Genomic DNA, 15,147 nt, shown 5'->3' on the forward strand with positions numbered 1-15,147 from the left:
CGCCGGCTCACCCGGTGCGCCGCAGCGCGAGCCGCCCGACGAGCTCGGGGACCCGCGCGACGGAGGTCGACGCCAACGGCACCAGCGTGGCCCAGATCTCGGTGGAGGAGAGTACGAAGAACGGGCTGCCGTCGGAGAGGGTGTCGCGGAACAGCTCGCCGGACGCGACCGCCACCCCCTTCCAGGGCGGAAGCTGGGCCGTGTGCTCCTTCGTCCGCCGGGACAGCTCCAGCAGCCCGAGGCCGGGGATCTCCTTGATCACCGTCGCAGGCCGTGCGAAGGCGCTTCCGGCCGACGGATCGGGGTCGAGGGCGAGCCCGTACTCGCTCTCGGACATGCGCACGGACCGCAGCAGCCCGAGCACCTCGGCCAGGTCCAGGCCGTACAACCGGGTCACGAGCGCGTGGCGCTCGCCGCGCCACACGACGAGCGACGGCCGCTCCACGAGACCCGAGCGCGCTTCGCGCTCGATCGACCGGTGGACGCGCAACGTGCCCTTCTGGAAGGTGAGTTCGGAGTCGGGCGCCCCGATGCCCAGAGACGCGGCGACATCGTCCCCCAGGGCGGCCGGCCCCGCGGTGAACTCGACCAGCCGCCCCCCGGCCACCACCTCGGCGGCGGAGGTGCACGGCGCCCGGAGGTCGAGGTCGCCCTCCAGGCGGTAGGTCCCGCCGTCGAGGGCGCGATGAGTGACGAACGATGCGACCATGTTCATCCTCCCGGAGGATGCGGGTCTGTGCGACGCCGCGACCGCAGAGGAAACTAGACAAGGGTCATGGACCTGTCAATCGCGCAGGCCGTCCGATGCCGTCCGATGCCGTCCGATGCCGGCGGATGCCGACACGCGGCCTCCGATGCCGACTCCTCGCGGCCGTCGGGCGGCGGGCCCGCTGCCGTGCAGCGGGCCCGCCGGCCGCCCCGAGCAGGGCGTGCAGGTCGACCTGACCTATCTGGAGCGGCTGCTGACCGACCCGGAGAGCGGGATCACCAAGCCGGCCGCCGTCTTCGTCGAGGCCGAACGGGCAGCGGTAGTCGTAGGGGTAACGGTAGATGGTGCACGTCGGGCATGAGCGACGCCACCGGCTCCTTGAGGCCCCGATCGCGCGTCCGCGCGGCATCAGCCGCGGACGCCGGCCGCGTCGGTCCTGGGCTCCGCGCGTGACGCGTCGTCAGAGCCGCCTGCCACCATGGACGTACGCGCGGCACGACGCACCGGTACGAGGAGGGCGGCCAGCGCCGCGCCGAGGCAGAGCAGGGCCAGCAGGCCGAAGGCGTGCGTGTAGCCGGAGGCGTGGGGAAGACCTGACGGCTGCGTGTGGCCGGTCACCAGTGCCGTGGTGACCGCGGCGCCGAGGGAGCCGCCGATGGTCCGGATGTTCGCGTTCATGCCGGTCGCGGCGCCGGTCTGCTCGGGCGGCACGCTGCGCACGATCAGGTTGGCCATCGAGGCGAAGGCCAGGCCGATGCCGAGGCCGAAGACTCCCGCGGCGAGGGCCACCTGCCACTGCCGGTCGTGCCAGGCCGCCAGCAGGCCGCAGGCGACGGCGCCGAGCACGGCGCCCGTGGTGAGCAGGTTCCTGGCGCCGACCACGGGCTCCAGACGACCGCTCAGCACACCCGAGCAGAACATCGCGATCAGCATCGGCAGCATCAGCAGTCCCGCCGCGGTGACGCTCGCGCCGAACCCGTACCCCGCGGAGCGCGGGGTCTGCACGAAGGCGGGGAGGAAGGACCAGACCGCGTACATGCCCGCGCCGAAGAGGAGTCCGGCGGTGTTGGTGGTCCACACCGCGGGCAGGCGCATGATCCGCAGGTCGATCAGCGGGTGGCCGGAGCGCGATTCGGCGGCCAGCCACGCGGCGAAGACCACCGCGGCGAGGGCGAGCAGGCCGATCACCTTCGCCGACCCCCAGCCCCAACCGGTCGCCTGGCTGAGCGGGAGCAGCAGGGCGACGAGCCAGCCGGACAGCAGCACGGCGCCGAGCCAGTTGATGCGTCCCTCGGCCCTGCCGGGCGACTCGGGGACGTAGCGCTGCGCGATGAGCGCGGTGACGGCGACGACGCCGACCGGGAGCCAGAACAGCCACCGGTAGTCGAGCGCGGACACGATGGGACCGGCCGCGACGATGCCGACACCGCCGCCGGCGGCGATCACGGCCGACAGGTTGCTGATCCTGGAGCCCACCTCGGCCGGGGCGAACTCGTCGCGGATGATCCCGAAGGACAGGGGGAACAGCGCGCCCCCGATGCCCTGGACGACCCGGGCGACGATCAGGACGCCGATGGTCGGCGCGAGTGCGGCGAGCAGACAGCCGAGCGTGAGGGCCACGAGCACGGCGACGAGGGTGCGCTTCTTGCCGATCAGATCGCCGACCCGGCCGAGGATCGGTGTGAAGACCGAGGCGGACAGCAGATAGGCGGTCATCACCCAGGTCGCGGTCGCCTGCGACGTGTGCAGGGCGTGCTGGACGGTGGGCAGGGCCGGCGCGATCAGTGACTGGAGCATGGAGAACACGCCCGCACCGGTCGCGAGGACCACGAAGGTGAGGCGGGTGGAGTTGCGGGGCATGAAAGGTCTCTCCGGACAGGACACGGCCGGTGATCCGGCCGCGGTCGTACGGGCTGGGCGGCCCGGTCGGGCTGCGGCGCAGCGTCGAGGAGGGCGACGGCGGCGTGGCCGCCGTCGCGGAGGAGTCAAGGGAGGAGTCGAGGGACGGGCGGCCGTGCGGACGGCGCACGGCGGAGTGTGATCAGGCAAGGGCCCGCGTCCCTGCGATGCGTGCCGACGCACGTGTCGCCCGGGACCGCACCCCGACTGGTAAAGTGGAGGTATGCCTCCACTGTAGTGGAGGTTGCCCTCCGCTTCAATCCGACTGCCGCCAGGGAGGCAGCCATGGCACCCCAGCCGTTCCCCGTCAGCGAGATCGTCGCCTCCCAGCGCCCCCACCGCCGCGACGCCGCACGCAACTACGACGCCCTCCTGGCCGCCGCGCGCGAAGCCTTCACGGAGAACGGCGCGGGTGCCTCCCTGGAGGACATCGCCCGCCGCGCGGGCGTCGGTATCGGCACGCTGTACCGGAACTTCCCCACCCGCCGCCATCTCTTCGAGAGCGTCTACGCGGACGAGGTGAACGCCCTGTGCCAGGTGGCGCTGGACGTCGCCGAGCTGGAGCCGTGGGAGGCGCTGACCTCGTGGCTGCGCCGGTTCGTGGACTACACCGTGACCAAGCGGGCCATCCGCGAGGCGCTGAGCAACGAGTCGGACATCTTCCTGACCTGCCGGGAGTCGATGTTCCAGGCCGGCGGCCCACTGCTGGACCGGGCCCAGGAAGCCGGCGAGGCGCGCGCGGACATGAGCTTCGACGACCTGCTGCGGATGGTCGCCGGGATCACCGCGACCACCTTCCTCGACGACGCCCAGCGCGACCGGGTCCTCGCGGTCGCCCTGGACGGTGTCCGCGCACGGGCCTGACGCCGGCCGGTGCCACTGGGGTCCGTCGTTCTCACAGGGCGCCGGCCAACTCGGCCAGAGCCCCGGCGAGCGCCGCGAGGCCGGGTCCGGCCCGGCCACCCGGCTCGTCCATGTACACGTCCCGGCGGATCTCGATCATCAGGGCGCTGACCCGCGGGTCCTTGCCGTAGAACGCCAGCGGTACGTACGTCCCCGCGAAGGGGCTGTCCAGCCCCGTGCCGCCGAAACCGTGGAAGACCTCCTGTGCGCGGGCGAGCAGCGCGGGCGGCGTGTGGAAGGCGTCGGTGCCGAGACAGACCGGGGGCCGCGGCCCCCTGCCGTGGAGCTCGTACGGCAAGGGCCGCGTCGGGTACGAGTGCACGTCGATGACCACCGCGCGTCCGACGGCGTCCAGGCGGTCGGCGACCGCGGCCGTCATCGCCTCCGCGTACGGGTGGAAGTACCGCTCCAGCAGGGGCCGGGGGTCCGCGTCCGCGCGCCGGAGCGGCTCGCGGTGCGTGGTCCGGGTGTAGACGGCGCCCATGCCGACCGCCGCCATCTCCTCACGCTCGTCGGGGAAGCGCTCGGGGTCGACCACCAGGCGGGACAGCGAGTTGACGAACCGCCAGGGCACGACGGGTGCGGCCTCGGCCGCGGCGGCGGCGAGCTCCGCCGTGTGGGCGTCGGTGATGTGGTCGAGCTCGCGCTCCAGGGCGGCGTCGTCCAGGACGATGCCGCGGCGGACGTCGGCCGGCACGACCCGTGACGAGTGCGGCACATGAAGGATCACCGGCGACTCGGAGGCACCGGGAAGGAGCTGGAAGGAAGCGGACTCGTCGCCCATGGGGGTCCCTTGCTGGTCGGGTCGTACGCGCAGGGGCAAGCGTGCCTCACCGGCAGCCCGGCAGCCGCGCCATTGGGGAGCACCCCGAGTGGGCAGACGCAGGCGTCCGGCAGGAGCAGGCGCGCGATACCCGGCGCCGCCCCGCCGGTCCTCGATCAACGCCGCAAGGACGGGCTCGCACGGTCGATGAGGGACGGCCGCCGTCCGATGAATGTCGGCCGCCGTCCGATGCATCACGGCCGCCGTCCGGGCCGATCTCCCGACAGCCGTGCGTCATCCGCCGGGGTAGCGGTTCCACCAGTTCGGGTCCCACCCTTCGGTCCACTCGCTCCCGCACGGGGAGTCCGCGAACTGGACGACGAGGTCGCGGGCCAGGGTGTCCAGGACCCACGACAGCTCGTGGCGGCTCACCAGGTGGACCGGGAGCGCCTCGACGCCGTGGGCGGCACCGAGGAGCGCCCCGGTGACGCACGCGACGGCCCCGCCGTCGGGTGCGCCTGACGCGAAGCGGAGCGCCGCGTCGACCTGGGCGCGTTCGGGGAAGGACGCGGCCGCGTAGAGACCGCCGAGAAGGGCCGAGGGCGCGGTCCGGTCCGGAGCGAAGTGGGCCAGCGCGGCAGCGTCGCCGGGCCGGTCGGCGCCGTGACGGAGGGCCGTCGTGAGCCGGTCGAGCTCATCGGCCGTGGCCTTCGGGTCGAACGAACGCAGTTCGGACAGGGCCGTGGCGAACGCGTCATGGACCCCGTCGCCGGTCGGACAGTGGCGAGCGAGGAGGGCCGCGTGGGCGGCCGCGGACTGCGCCGCCGGGTCGCCGTGTGTCAGGGCCGCGGTCTCACGGACGGTCGCGCCCGAGCACCACGCGGGCACCGCGGCCACCGGGAGCGTACGGCCCAGCGCGTGCCAGCCGCGGCTGGGCGTCGCCGGCTCCGTGAGCGTGCCCTGCTCGATCCTGGTGAGCGCCGCCACGGTCGCCGGGGCGGAGCCGCGCCGTTCCGCGAGCGCGGGCACCTCCGCGAGCCATCCCGTCGGCCACGGCCGGTCGAGGCCCATGGTCCAGCGCTCCCGCATCCGGTCGGCCTCGATGCCCTGCAGCGCCGCCCACCGGCAGTAGGCGTGCCACAGCACCGACGGCGGATGGCCGATGCCCCTGTGGTCCATGCGCACACTCGCCCGTATCAGGCCCTCGGCCGTGAAGCAGGCCAACTGGGTGCAGACGCCGGCGTGCAGCGGGCCGTCGGCCGGCACCGTGCCCCGCGCGTTCCCCAGGGTCTCTCCCAGAGCCAGGCCGATGAGCATGCCGCGCGCGGCGGAGTCGGTCCTGCCCCTGCGGACCTTCTCCGGGTCCGCCTTCACGTAGTTCATGGGACCAGCAAACCTCCCGGACGGCGAGGGGTATCGAGCGGGGTGCGGCGCGTTGTGCGCAGCCAGTGGGGTAAATCGGACATTCTGGTCTGGTTATGCCGATGCTCCTCCTGGCCGTCGGAGTGCTCGCGGCCGTGAACGTCCTCGTCAACCGGCTCGGGCCGCAGCTGTACGTACCCGTGTGCGTCGCCGCGGCCGCCGCACTCCTGCTGATCGCCCGGCGGTCCGGGATCACCTGGGACGAGCTCGGGCTCGGCCGTGCGGCCGCCCCGCGCGGACTGCGCTGGGGCCTCGTCCTGACCGGGGCCGTGCTCCTCGTCTACCTCGTCGCGCTGGCCGTGCCGTTCACCCGCGAGGCGTTCCACGACGAGCGTGCCGCGGAGCTGTCGGCCGGGGAACTGGTGTACCGCGCGCTGGTGCGCGTCCCCTTCGGGACCGTGCTCCTGGAGGAGATCGCGTTCCGGGGGGTGCTGTGGGCCATGATGCGGCGGCGCTGGGGCACCGGGTGGGCCACCACCGTCTCCTCGGCTCTGTTCGGGCTCTGGCACGTCCAGCCGTCCCGCGGGCTGACCGGCTCGAACGCGGCGGCCGAGGCCGTCTTCGGCACCGGCCGCACCGGTGTCGCCCTCTCGGTGGCCGCGGCGGTGGCCGGCACCGGGCTCGCCGGAGCCCTCTTCTGCGAGCTGCGCCGCCGCTCCGGGAGCCTGATCCCGCCGGTGGCGCTGCACTGCGCGCTCAACAGCGCGGGGTACGCGCTGGCGTGGGCGGCCTCCCGCCGGTGGGCCCGTTGACCCGGCCGTGGCGGCACAACGCGTCGGTCCGGGCGGGGAGTTGCGCGAGCGCCGTACGGCGTGTGTCCTGAGAACGTGGACGAGTACGCGTACCGATGCGGTCGACGGACCGCCGTCACCATGTTTCGGCCATGACGGAGAACCGACGCCCCACTGGCCGTGGCCGTGGCCGTGGCCGTGGCCGTGACCCGAGCGCCGCGTCGATCGCGCTCCGGGTCCTGGGCGGGCTGGCGGCCACGCTGCTCGCCCTCGCCGTGGTCTTCCACGGCTTCGTCATGGGCCTGGAAGGCACGCACTGCGAGACCGTCCTGGTGTTCGTCGCGCGATGCGACCCCTTCACCCGCTGGACCGTCCGGATCCTGATGATGGGCGTGGTTCCCGTCGGCTGGATCACGGCCATGGGCGGGCTCTTCCTGCCGTCCCGGCGCGCCCGGCGCTACTGGTGGTCCGGGATGCTGCTCATGCTCACCGGATGGTCGGCCGCTGCGCTGATCGCCTACCGCTGATCGCTCGCCGCTGAGGAACTGCCGCTACAGAAAAGCGCGTTGGCAACAATGAGAACGTTCAACCGAGTTGAATGACCGGTGTCCCGAGTTCGCCGTGTCGCCGAGTTCGCAGCGCCCCGCTCCCACCCCCGGAGGACCGAACCATGACCCGGAACCCCTTCCAGCCGTCCCGGCGTGCCGTCCTCGGCGGCGCCGCCACCGCGGCGCTCACGGTCGCGACCGGCGCCGCCACGGCGAGCGCCACGGCGCGCGCCACCGGCGGCGCCCCGGCCGCCGCCTGGCCGACCGAGTTCGCCCTCCCCAATGGCCTCCTGCCCGAGGGCATCACCATCGGCGCACGGCCGTATGCCTACATGGGCTCCCGCGCCAACGGCGCCGTGTACCGCACCGATCTGCGCACCGGAAAGGGCGAGTTCATCCACGAGGGCACGGCCGGCACCGCGGCGATCGGGCTCAAGCTCGACCACGACGGCCTGCTCTACATCGCCGGAGGCGGCGGAGGCACGGCCAAGATCGTCGACGCCCGCACCGGCCGCCTCGTTTCCACGCACCAACTGACCGACACCACCGGCCACTTCGTCAACGACGTCATCCTCGTCCGGGACCGCGCCTGGTTCACCGACTCGCGCGACAGCGTGCTGTACGGCGTACCGCGCGGCTGCGGCGGCGAGATCCACCGCCTTCCGCTCGGCGGCGCATGGGTCCAGACGCCCGAGGTGAACAACGCCAACGGCATCGTCGCCACCCCCGACGGCCGGGGCCTGATCGTCGTCAGCAGCACCCCCGGCACGCTCTACCACGTGGACCTGAGGACCGGACACGCCACCGTCATCGCGCTCAACGGCGCGGAGAACGTCGCCAACGGCGACGGCCTCCTCCGCATCGGCCGGACGCTGTACGTCGTCCAGAACCGGCTGAACGCCATCAGCGTCTTCGAACTCGACGCCGCCACCCGCACGGCGACCCTGCGCCGCACGATCACCGACCCCCGCTTCGACATCCCGACCACCGTCGCCCGCTGGTCGCACCGCCTCTACCTCGTCAACGCCCGCTTCACCTCGCCCCAGACGCCCGACACGACGTTCAACGGGGTCGCCGTTCCTCTCTGACGCGGCCGGAGAGCCAGACGGCGGTCATGCGCCTCCCTCTCCTGCCGGTCGGCAACGGCCGCTGGGGCCCGGTGGCGGGATCACGGGCAGCAGTCCCGCGCCGTGGCCACCGGCTATGACAGGCGCGGCATGTCTTCCCGGGCACCGCCACTGCCGCCGAGCTGGTCATCAGGCTCCGGATCGAAGTCCGGGTCTCACAAAGCGATCGGGCGATACGCCAGCGCCTGATCGACTACCTCATCTGCAGAAAGCTCCCGCTCCGGCGGCCAGAAGATCAAGCCACCGACGTGACCAGACGGACAGGCCAGGAGTCTGTCGAGCCGGTCCGACCAACCGGCCAGCTCGGCTTCGGAGGCGTAGTCCGCGTCCATGATCCGCTGCACGAGCACGACCGTCTCCGCACGGCTCATCTCCAGTGCACTCATCAGGTCCCTCCGCCACGATCACCCTAACGGGACGCGTGATCGCCCGGACAGTCCCAGCCGCGCCGGCCGTGCGGAATCTGCCTCCTCTGCGGGAGCCGTCAGTACGCCGCGAGATAGACCCGCACGCGATCCGGCGCCCCCTCGGCGACATGGATCTCGATGGCCTGGACATTCCCTCTTCGCGCGTCGCCGACGCACGGGGGACAAGCGGTCGTCGTCCGTACGCTCGCGAGTTCCTGGGGCGGAGCGACCCCCAGATGCTCGAAGCCGTCCCCACTCAGTGAGGAGATGGTTTTCTGCTGCTGCAAAGGATGGTCGGGGCGCAGATCATCGGCGATCGCTTCGGCCGTCTTCTCGTCGGTGAGGAAAGACAACAGGTAGACGTTCTCCTGCGGCTGGACGCGAACAGCGCCTTTCACCTCCGTCGCGCCTTGGGGGACCCGGAGCTTCATGAACTCCGCGGCCTCGGGGGCGCCGGCTCCCTTTTCCCAGTACGGGTACGGGTCCTTGCGAGCGACACCGTCAGGGTGTGTCGGTGAACAGGCGACGAGCAGCAGTCCGGCCGCGATGGCGGCTGCCGGAGTCGCGAGCGGCCGCATCCGGGTGCCGTACGAGGTGCCGTACGAGAGCTTCATCGGTTCTCCTCGTCGCCGCGGGAGACATCCCCGCGTGTGCCCTCGCGCCCCTGGTCCTCCGGTGTGACGGCGGGGGACGTGTGGCCGCTGAGGTCATGGGTGTACGTGGAGCTACTGCCTCGCATGTCGAATTCCCTGGCGATGCCCACCGTATGGAGACGGCTCATGTCGGAGTCCTCGATGGTGACGCCGCCCGGGAAGGCCGTCGACTTGCCGGCGTCCCAGTTGTAGCGGTCCCATACGTTGACCTGGTAGTCGAGCGAGACCTTCGGGGCGGCCCCGTTCGCACTCGGTGCCACGGTGACGAACCCCGAGACGTTCTGCGCGTGGGATCCCACCGCGTGGAACCATTCGTCATGTGCGAAGGTGCGGTGCTGCGTTGCGCTCTCGACCGGGACGACCACTGTCTTGCTGCCTCCCGACTTCTGGAACTCGTCCATTGCCTTCTGCCGCCAGACGGCCTGATTGGCGGCCACATGCTCGCGCTCGACTCCTGAACGGAACCCGGAATCGTCGTGCAGCGCCCGGTCCACGTCCAGGTTGAGGGGCTGTCCCGTGCCGCGCAGGTAGTGCAGCATGTTGCGCGACGCCCCGGTCTCTCCGATGACGTCGCCGGCCGTCGCGATGGACAGCGCCTGGGCGTGGAGCCATACGTCCCGTGGCGTGGGGTCCTCGACGTCGAAGTTCCCCGATCCTTCGTCGGGGGACTTCCACTGGTACAGCGGAGCCATGATCCCCGCTGCCCGCAGCTCGTCACCCTGCTCCTGGAGGAGGATGCCTCGGGTGACCGGGTCGAGTCCGCGCCACCACTCCGCGACCTTTTCCTTGTCTTTCGGCATGTTGGCGGCCTTACCTGCCTCCTCCAAGGAGGGGTACGGGTTCTCCGTCGGCCTTCTGTTGAAACCGTTGAACGTGCCGTCGAGGAAGTCGGAGTCCAGAACGGCGGCTTGGAGAGCAACGCGTAAGCCGTCGTCGGCGTCGGTCACTGCCTTGACCGCCTGGTCGAGGCGCTGGGCCCACTCCGCCGCCCTGGCGCGCGCACTGTCCTGATAGCTCGGGTCGTGGGTGTAGGCCGTGCGCTCGCTCTGGCTGAGTTGCTCGGTGTCGAAGGCGACGACGCCCTGATCGGAGACGCGCATCCCGTCCTTCACGGCATCGTCGCGGACTGACTTGATCCTGCTCCGCAAGTCCGTGAGTTGAGCGTGGGCCTCGCGCAGGATGGAGGCGACCGCCTTCGCCTCCTGCTGGGCCCCTTGGAACTCCTTGAGCGTCACGGTGAATCTGTCGTTCGCGGCCTGGGCACTGAGCCCTTGCCAGGACTCGCCGAGCGCGACGCCCTGCACATCGCGCTTGTACTGGTCCTCCAGCTTCCCGAACCTGCCGGCGATCTCGTCCCACTTGTCCGCCGAGGCGGTGAGCTTGGACAGGTCGGTGCTGACTGCTTCGTGGTACGTCGGCATACATCCCTCTGCCGTTGGTCGGTCAACGGCTCAGTGGTCCCCGATTCGGGACCTCCGGCCGAGCTGCGTGGCGATGTCGATCTCGTTGCTCTGGAAGCTGATGGCTGTCGTACTCAGGAGGCCCTTCTCGGTTGCCAAGCGGCCGAGCAGCATCCTGACCTGCTTCTCCCAGGTCTCATGTGCCCTCCTCAATGCGCCTGAGGCGTCCCAGCCGTAGCCATCCCTGGGGCCGAACTCCTTGACCGCTGCGCTCACGCTCGCCGCGGCGTGCTTCCCGTCTCGTGCGACACCTGGCTCCAGGTCGTCATTGATCGCCTTCGCCGCCGCCTGCTTCTGCGGCGAACTGGCAGCCAGACCGGGGACGGAACCGCCGCCTCCCCCTGCCGGGGCGAGCTGATTCAACTGCATCGGGGCTGCGTGCGGATCCGCGACACCGGATTTGATCTGATCCCACTCTTCCCAGGCCATCGGTCCCCCTCCGTAGCATGATCGCTTCCTGCATAACATACGCAATCGGAATTCGCGAAGCTGATACGCCGACACCCCTCCGTGGACCCCGGGGCCGTGTGCATCCGAGGGGAGTCGACTGAGGGCGGCCCGTACGGTGCGTCAGCGTACGGGCACTTGCGGTGGACCGTACGCGTTACCGTCCGTCACTCTGGGTGCCGTCGCAAGCGGGCGGCGATGGACAGACGTGTACGGAACCGGAGGTGGCCGCGGATGACGGGCGGCGTCGGCATCGAGAACGGCGACGAGGGCCACGACCGCGTGGCGGAGGGCGAGTCCGACCGGGAGCCCGATCCCTCGGACAGCCTGCGGACCTTCGGGGCCGTCACCCAGGCGTTGCGCGAGCACGCGGGCTACAGCAGGGCCGAGTTCGCGGATCTGGTGCGCTTTTCCAAACACACCGTGGAGTCCGTGGAGCTGGGCCGGCGGATGCCCGACGAGTCGTTCGTCACGAGGGCGGACGAACTACTGGGGAACACGGGCGCGTTACGGAATTCGGCTCGGTACGTGACACGGGGGCGCGGCGACGCGGGGCTCGCGGCATGGTTTCGGCGATGGGCGCAGCTGGAGCGGGTGGCGATGAGTCTGTGCACGTATGAGTGCAGGCTGGTGCCGGGGCTGTTGCAGTCGGAGGTCTATGCGCGGGCGGTGTTCGAGGGAACCGTGCCGGTGGCGCCGGACGACCAGCTGGAGAGCTTCATGGCCAAGCGGATGGAGCGCCAGCGCATGCTGTTCGAGCGGCCGACGACGCCGTTCAGCTTCATCGTCGAGGAGCATGTCTTCCGGCGCCGGTTCGGGGATGCCGGGCAGGTGCGGGGGATGGTTGACCATGTGCTGGAACTGAGCGCGCCGCGCAATGTGACGCTTCAGATCGTCCCGCTGGAGGCCGGGTTGCACGCGTGCCTGGACGGTCCCGTGCGGCTGTTGGAGACTCCCAAGGGGCAGAGGCTCGCGTACTCGGAAGGTCAGCAGAACGGCCGTCTGATCTCCGACCCGAAAGAGGTGAGTCTCCTCCACCAGCGCTATGACACACTGCGCTCGCAGGCCCTGAACGCCAAGGACTCGCGGGGTCTGCTGGAGCGACTCCGAGGAGAGCTATGAACGCGACGCCGGAACCGGCCTGGTCCAAGTCCAGCTACAGCGGCAGCCAGGGTGACGACTGCGTCGAGGTCGCCGTCATCGAGCAGGCCGTCTGCGTACGGGACTCCAAGGACGTGGCGCGCCCCCACTTCGCGGTCGGGCGGGACGGCTGGTCGCGGTTCGTGGGGTTCCTGACGGACGTCTGATCGGGGTGCTCACCGCGCCGGTGCGCGACGCCCAGTGGGCCGCCGGAGAGCCTCACCCCTGAGAGCGCCCGCACGGTCGTGTGCGCCGCGGTCCCGCCGACCGGTGGGTCCCGACCGGCGGGACCCACGCGGCGCACCGGGCTGAGGCCCGGCGGTCGGCCCTGACGCCTACGCCACCAGCGACCACTTCTGGTTCGCCCCGCCCGAGCAGGTCCAGATCTGCGTCGGGGTCCCGTCCGCCGGGTTGTTGTCCAGGACGTCCAGGCACTTGTTCGCCGGCAGGTTGACCACGTCGTTGGTCGACGCGTTGTACGACCATCTCTGCGCGCCCGTGCCGTTGCAGTCCCACAGCTGGACGCGGGTGCCGTCCGCCGTGCCCGCGGCGGCCGCGTCGAGGCACTTGCCGAGGGCGCGGACGGTGCCGTCGGTGCCGACCGTCCAGCGCTGGGCGGCGGAGCCGTTGCAGGTGTACAGCTGGACGGGGGTGCCGTTGGCGGTCGCGGCGCCGGCGACGTCGAGGCATTTGCCGGAGAGGCCGCGCAGGGTGCCGGTGGTGCCACCGCCGCCGCTGTCCGAGGTGGTGACGCGGACGTGGTCCACGACGAGCTGCTGCGGGAAGACGGTCGAGCCGTCGGGGTCGCCCGGCCAGTAGCCGCCGACGGCGAGGTTCAGGATGAGGAAGAAGGGCTTGTTGAACACCCATTGCCTGCCGCCGAGGTCGGCGGGGGTGCGGCGCTGGTAGACCGTGCCGTCGACGGACCAGGTGATCGAGTCGGGCGCCCAGTCGACGGCGAAGGTGTGGAAGGCGTCGGCGAAGGGCTGGCCGCCGGGCAGGGAGTACGCGGCGCCGATCCCGCCGCTGCCCGAGTAGCCGGGGCCGTGGAGGGTGCCGTGGACGGTGCTCGGTTCGAAGCCGACGTTCTCCATGACGTCGATCTCACCGCTCGCGGGCCAGCCGATGTCGCCGATGTCGTTGCCGAGCATCCAGAAGGCGGGCCACATGCCCTGGCCGCGCGGGACTTTCAGTCGGGCCTCGACATGGCCGTAGGTTGTGGTGAAGCGGCCGGCCGTGTTGAGGCGTGCGGAGGTGTACTCGCAACGGCCGTACCAGCACTGGTAGTTGCCGGGGTTCTCCCGGCGGGCCGTGATGACCAGCTGCCCCTGGCCGTTGAGCGAGGCGTTGGCGTTGCCCGCGGTGTAGTACTGGCGCTCGTGGTTGGCAACGTTGTCGCCGGTCTCGATCTGCCACTTGGAGCCGTCGACCGCGGATCCGGCGGCGCCGTCGAAGGTGTCCTCGAAGGTCACGGCCTGGACCGCCGCGGTGGAGGCGGGGGCCGGGTCGGGTGCGGCGGACGCGGAACCGGGGGTCCAGCTGAGCGCGGCGGTGAGGGCGGCGACCGCCAGGGCGATGCCGCGGAAGGGGTGGTGGCGCATCCGTAAGGACATATGACTCGCCTCGGTCTCTGCGGGTGGGGGGTGGGGCGGCCGGTCGCTCGGGCGGGGCCGGCCGAGGGGGAGAGGGCGGCGGAAGGCGGTCGGCGTGGCGCCTTGGTCCGGACCAGCCTTCGGGCAGTGAAGCGCTGTTGATGAGGCCCTGTCAATCCCTCTGCTGAGAGCGCTCCCATTTCAGGGTTGCCGCACGTGAGTGGGTGGGTTGCCCGGTGTTGCACCGAACCCCTGGAATGTGAAGGAGCGTCACCCCCAGTCAAGTCCGCATGGCCTCTGCAACTGTTTCCGCGTAACCGGTTCCGTGATCTGTGTCACCTGTCATATCGGCGAAGTGTCCGGGTGACGCGCATTGATGATCACTCAACTCGCGAGTAGCGCCGCGCGCGGTGAGGGCTTGTGAAACGCGCCTCCATATATGGAGCTTCCTCCAAAGATCCGTGGAGAAACGGAGTGTTAGCGTCCACGGCCTTGAAGTCAACACGGAACGGAGGGACTTGTGGCTCACCTTCAACACTTCAGCGCCGGATGGCTCTCCCCGGTCCTTGCCTATGTGATGGCCTGCATCGGCGCCGCGCTCGGACTGCGCTGCACCGTGCGGGCCCTGGCCGCGGACGGCAGTTCGCGGCGCAACTGGCTGGTGACGGCGTCGGTCGCGATCGGTTCGGGCATCTGGACGATGCACTTCATCGCCATGCTCGGTTTCGGCGTCGCCGGATCGGCGATCCGCTACGACGTCCCGCTCACCCTGCTCAGCCTGCTGGTCGCCGTGGCGGTGGTCGGGGCCGGCGTCTTCACCGTCGGCTACGGGCGCTCCCGTTGGCGCTCGCTCCTGCTGGGCGGACTCGGAACGGGCCTCGGCGTCGGCGCCATGCACTACCTCGGGATGGCCGCGCTCCGGCTGCACGGCAGCGTCGGCTACGACCTGCCGATGGTCGTCCTCTCGCTGGCCGTCGCCGTCGGTGCGGCAACCGCCGCACTTTGGGCGGCCCTTGTCGTCCGCGGCGCCGCGGGCGCCGCCGTCGCCGCCCTCGTCATGGGGGCCGCGGTGTGCAGCATGCACTACACCGGAATGGCCGCCGTACGGATCGAACTCGACCCGGGACGGGGCGCCTTGGACGGCGCGACCGCCATGGAGTTCATCTTCCCCCTCGCGGTGCTGCTCGGCTCGTTCCTCTTCCTGGCCTCCGCCTTCGTCGCGCTCTCGCCCACCGCGCGCGAGTCCGCCGAGAGCGCCGATGCCACCGCGGCGCCGCTGCTCGACGACACCGCGGCGCAGGCCGGCTGAGCCCGGCCGCCGCACCGCCCCCACCGTCCCCACCGAA

General features: G+C 71.2%; 17 protein-coding genes. 8 read left to right on the top strand and 9 right to left on the bottom strand.

Features of this window, described 5'->3' with window-relative positions:
- Window positions 1-7: 7 nt before the first annotated feature.
- Window positions 8-715 (bottom strand): hypothetical protein, encoded by a 708-nt coding sequence (locus tag KK483_RS31395; RefSeq protein ID WP_262008592.1) that lies wholly within the window; start codon window positions 713-715, stop codon window positions 8-10.
- A 139-nt stretch (window positions 716-854) separates the two neighbouring features.
- Here KK483_RS31395 and KK483_RS31400 point away from each other — a divergent pair, with 139 nt between their 5' ends.
- Window positions 855-1,070: a hypothetical protein gene (locus KK483_RS31400; RefSeq protein WP_262008593.1), complete on the top strand. Its 216-nt coding sequence runs from the start codon at window positions 855-857 to the stop codon at window positions 1,068-1,070.
- A gap of 47 nt (window positions 1,071-1,117) precedes the next feature.
- Here KK483_RS31400 and KK483_RS31405 read toward each other — a convergent pair whose 3' ends face one another.
- On the bottom strand, window positions 1,118-2,569 hold the full coding sequence (locus tag KK483_RS31405; RefSeq protein ID WP_262008594.1) for an MFS transporter: 1,452 nt from the start codon (window positions 2,567-2,569) through the stop codon (window positions 1,118-1,120).
- Window positions 2,570-2,893: 324 nt separating this feature from the next.
- On the opposite strand from KK483_RS31405, the gene KK483_RS31410 reads away from it, so the two are divergent.
- A complete protein-coding gene (locus KK483_RS31410; protein ID WP_262008595.1) occupies window positions 2,894-3,472 on the top strand; it encodes a TetR/AcrR family transcriptional regulator in 579 nt (192 codons plus the stop codon).
- A 31-nt stretch (window positions 3,473-3,503) separates the two neighbouring features.
- Here the strand turns inward: KK483_RS31410 and KK483_RS31415 are convergent, their stop codons facing one another.
- Together KK483_RS31415 and KK483_RS31420 are read right to left on the bottom strand one after the other, a co-directional pair.
- Window positions 3,504-4,295 (bottom strand): N-formylglutamate amidohydrolase, encoded by a 792-nt coding sequence (locus tag KK483_RS31415; protein ID WP_262008596.1) that lies wholly within the window; start codon window positions 4,293-4,295, stop codon window positions 3,504-3,506.
- A gap of 273 nt (window positions 4,296-4,568) precedes the next feature.
- Window positions 4,569-5,657, bottom strand: coding sequence for an ADP-ribosylglycohydrolase family protein (locus KK483_RS31420; RefSeq protein WP_262008597.1), 1,089 nt, complete (start codon window positions 5,655-5,657; stop codon window positions 4,569-4,571).
- Window positions 5,658-5,752: 95 nt separating this feature from the next.
- On the opposite strand from KK483_RS31420, the gene KK483_RS31425 reads away from it, so the two are divergent.
- The 3 genes from KK483_RS31425 (at window position 5,753) to KK483_RS31435 (ending at window position 8,063) form a co-directional block, all read left to right on the top strand.
- On the top strand, window positions 5,753-6,448 hold the full coding sequence (locus KK483_RS31425) for a CPBP family intramembrane glutamic endopeptidase (RefSeq protein WP_262008598.1): 696 nt from the start codon (window positions 5,753-5,755) through the stop codon (window positions 6,446-6,448).
- Between the two features lie 131 nt (window positions 6,449-6,579).
- Window positions 6,580-6,954 carry a hypothetical protein gene (locus tag KK483_RS31430; RefSeq protein WP_262008599.1) on the top strand — a complete coding sequence of 125 codons (375 nt, stop codon included), beginning with the start codon at window positions 6,580-6,582 and terminating at the stop codon, window positions 6,952-6,954.
- A 143-nt stretch (window positions 6,955-7,097) separates the two neighbouring features.
- Window positions 7,098-8,063, top strand: coding sequence for an SMP-30/gluconolactonase/LRE family protein (locus tag KK483_RS31435; RefSeq protein WP_262008600.1), 966 nt, complete (start codon window positions 7,098-7,100; stop codon window positions 8,061-8,063).
- A gap of 194 nt (window positions 8,064-8,257) precedes the next feature.
- On the opposite strand, the gene KK483_RS31440 is transcribed toward KK483_RS31435, so the two are convergent.
- The 4 genes from KK483_RS31440 to KK483_RS31455 form a co-directional block, all read right to left on the bottom strand.
- The gene (locus KK483_RS31440) at window positions 8,258-8,488 is read right to left on the bottom strand and encodes an e9imm peptide (RefSeq protein WP_262008601.1); all 231 of its coding nucleotides are present in this window, start codon (window positions 8,486-8,488) and stop codon (window positions 8,258-8,260) included.
- Window positions 8,489-8,586: 98 nt separating this feature from the next.
- Window positions 8,587-9,123 carry a hypothetical protein gene (locus KK483_RS31445; protein WP_262008602.1) on the bottom strand — a complete coding sequence of 179 codons (537 nt, stop codon included), beginning with the start codon at window positions 9,121-9,123 and terminating at the stop codon, window positions 8,587-8,589.
- A complete protein-coding gene (locus KK483_RS31450; RefSeq protein ID WP_262008603.1) occupies window positions 9,120-10,583 on the bottom strand; it encodes a hypothetical protein in 1,464 nt (487 codons plus the stop codon). Before KK483_RS31450 ends, KK483_RS31445 begins: the two co-directional genes overlap by 4 nt.
- A gap of 30 nt (window positions 10,584-10,613) precedes the next feature.
- Window positions 10,614-11,051 carry a hypothetical protein gene (locus KK483_RS31455; protein WP_262008604.1) on the bottom strand — a complete coding sequence of 146 codons (438 nt, stop codon included), beginning with the start codon at window positions 11,049-11,051 and terminating at the stop codon, window positions 10,614-10,616.
- A 252-nt stretch (window positions 11,052-11,303) separates the two neighbouring features.
- Here KK483_RS31455 and KK483_RS31460 point away from each other — a divergent pair, with 252 nt between their 5' ends.
- Window positions 11,304-12,191 carry a helix-turn-helix transcriptional regulator gene (locus tag KK483_RS31460; RefSeq protein WP_262008605.1) on the top strand — a complete coding sequence of 296 codons (888 nt, stop codon included), beginning with the start codon at window positions 11,304-11,306 and terminating at the stop codon, window positions 12,189-12,191.
- Window positions 12,188-12,376, top strand: a complete 189-nt coding sequence (locus tag KK483_RS31465) for a DUF397 domain-containing protein (RefSeq protein ID WP_262008606.1) — start codon at window positions 12,188-12,190, stop codon at window positions 12,374-12,376. Before KK483_RS31460 ends, KK483_RS31465 begins: the two co-directional genes overlap by 4 nt.
- Before the next feature lie 168 nt (window positions 12,377-12,544).
- On the opposite strand, the gene KK483_RS31470 is transcribed toward KK483_RS31465, so the two are convergent.
- Window positions 12,545-13,822, bottom strand: coding sequence for a ricin-type beta-trefoil lectin domain protein (locus tag KK483_RS31470; RefSeq protein WP_262008607.1), 1,278 nt, complete (start codon window positions 13,820-13,822; stop codon window positions 12,545-12,547).
- A gap of 499 nt (window positions 13,823-14,321) precedes the next feature.
- On the opposite strand from KK483_RS31470, the gene KK483_RS31475 reads away from it, so the two are divergent.
- Window positions 14,322-15,110, top strand: a complete 789-nt coding sequence (locus KK483_RS31475) for an MHYT domain-containing protein (RefSeq protein ID WP_262008608.1) — start codon at window positions 14,322-14,324, stop codon at window positions 15,108-15,110.
- Window positions 15,111-15,147: the final 37 nt, after the last annotated feature.

This window comes from Streptomyces sp. FIT100, from assembly GCF_024584805.1.
In the GTDB taxonomy this organism is placed as follows: domain Bacteria; phylum Actinomycetota; class Actinomycetes; order Streptomycetales; family Streptomycetaceae; genus Streptomyces.

Coding starts and splice junctions, on each gene's coding strand:
- KK483_RS31465 (WP_262008606.1), top strand. CDS start 12,188: ATGAACGCGACGCCGGAACCGGCCTGGTCCAAGTCCAGCTACAGCGGC.
- KK483_RS31445 (WP_262008602.1), bottom strand. CDS start 9,123: ATGAAGCTCTCGTACGGCACCTCGTACGGCACCCGGATGCGGCCGCTC.
- KK483_RS31435 (WP_262008600.1), top strand. CDS start 7,098: ATGACCCGGAACCCCTTCCAGCCGTCCCGGCGTGCCGTCCTCGGCGGC.
- KK483_RS31405 (WP_262008594.1), bottom strand. CDS start 2,569: ATGCCCCGCAACTCCACCCGCCTCACCTTCGTGGTCCTCGCGACCGGT.
- KK483_RS31425 (WP_262008598.1), top strand. CDS start 5,753: ATGCCGATGCTCCTCCTGGCCGTCGGAGTGCTCGCGGCCGTGAACGTC.
- KK483_RS31450 (WP_262008603.1), bottom strand. CDS start 10,583: ATGCCGACGTACCACGAAGCAGTCAGCACCGACCTGTCCAAGCTCACC.
- KK483_RS31455 (WP_262008604.1), bottom strand. CDS start 11,051: ATGGCCTGGGAAGAGTGGGATCAGATCAAATCCGGTGTCGCGGATCCG.
- KK483_RS31410 (WP_262008595.1), top strand. CDS start 2,894: ATGGCACCCCAGCCGTTCCCCGTCAGCGAGATCGTCGCCTCCCAGCGC.
- KK483_RS31430 (WP_262008599.1), top strand. CDS start 6,580: ATGACGGAGAACCGACGCCCCACTGGCCGTGGCCGTGGCCGTGGCCGT.
- KK483_RS31415 (WP_262008596.1), bottom strand. CDS start 4,295: ATGGGCGACGAGTCCGCTTCCTTCCAGCTCCTTCCCGGTGCCTCCGAG.
- KK483_RS31395 (WP_262008592.1), bottom strand. CDS start 715: ATGAACATGGTCGCATCGTTCGTCACTCATCGCGCCCTCGACGGCGGG.
- KK483_RS31470 (WP_262008607.1), bottom strand. CDS start 13,822: ATGTCCTTACGGATGCGCCACCACCCCTTCCGCGGCATCGCCCTGGCG.
- KK483_RS31440 (WP_262008601.1), bottom strand. CDS start 8,488: ATGAGTGCACTGGAGATGAGCCGTGCGGAGACGGTCGTGCTCGTGCAG.
- KK483_RS31460 (WP_262008605.1), top strand. CDS start 11,304: ATGACGGGCGGCGTCGGCATCGAGAACGGCGACGAGGGCCACGACCGC.
- KK483_RS31420 (WP_262008597.1), bottom strand. CDS start 5,657: ATGAACTACGTGAAGGCGGACCCGGAGAAGGTCCGCAGGGGCAGGACC.
- KK483_RS31400 (WP_262008593.1), top strand. CDS start 855: ATGCCGACTCCTCGCGGCCGTCGGGCGGCGGGCCCGCTGCCGTGCAGC.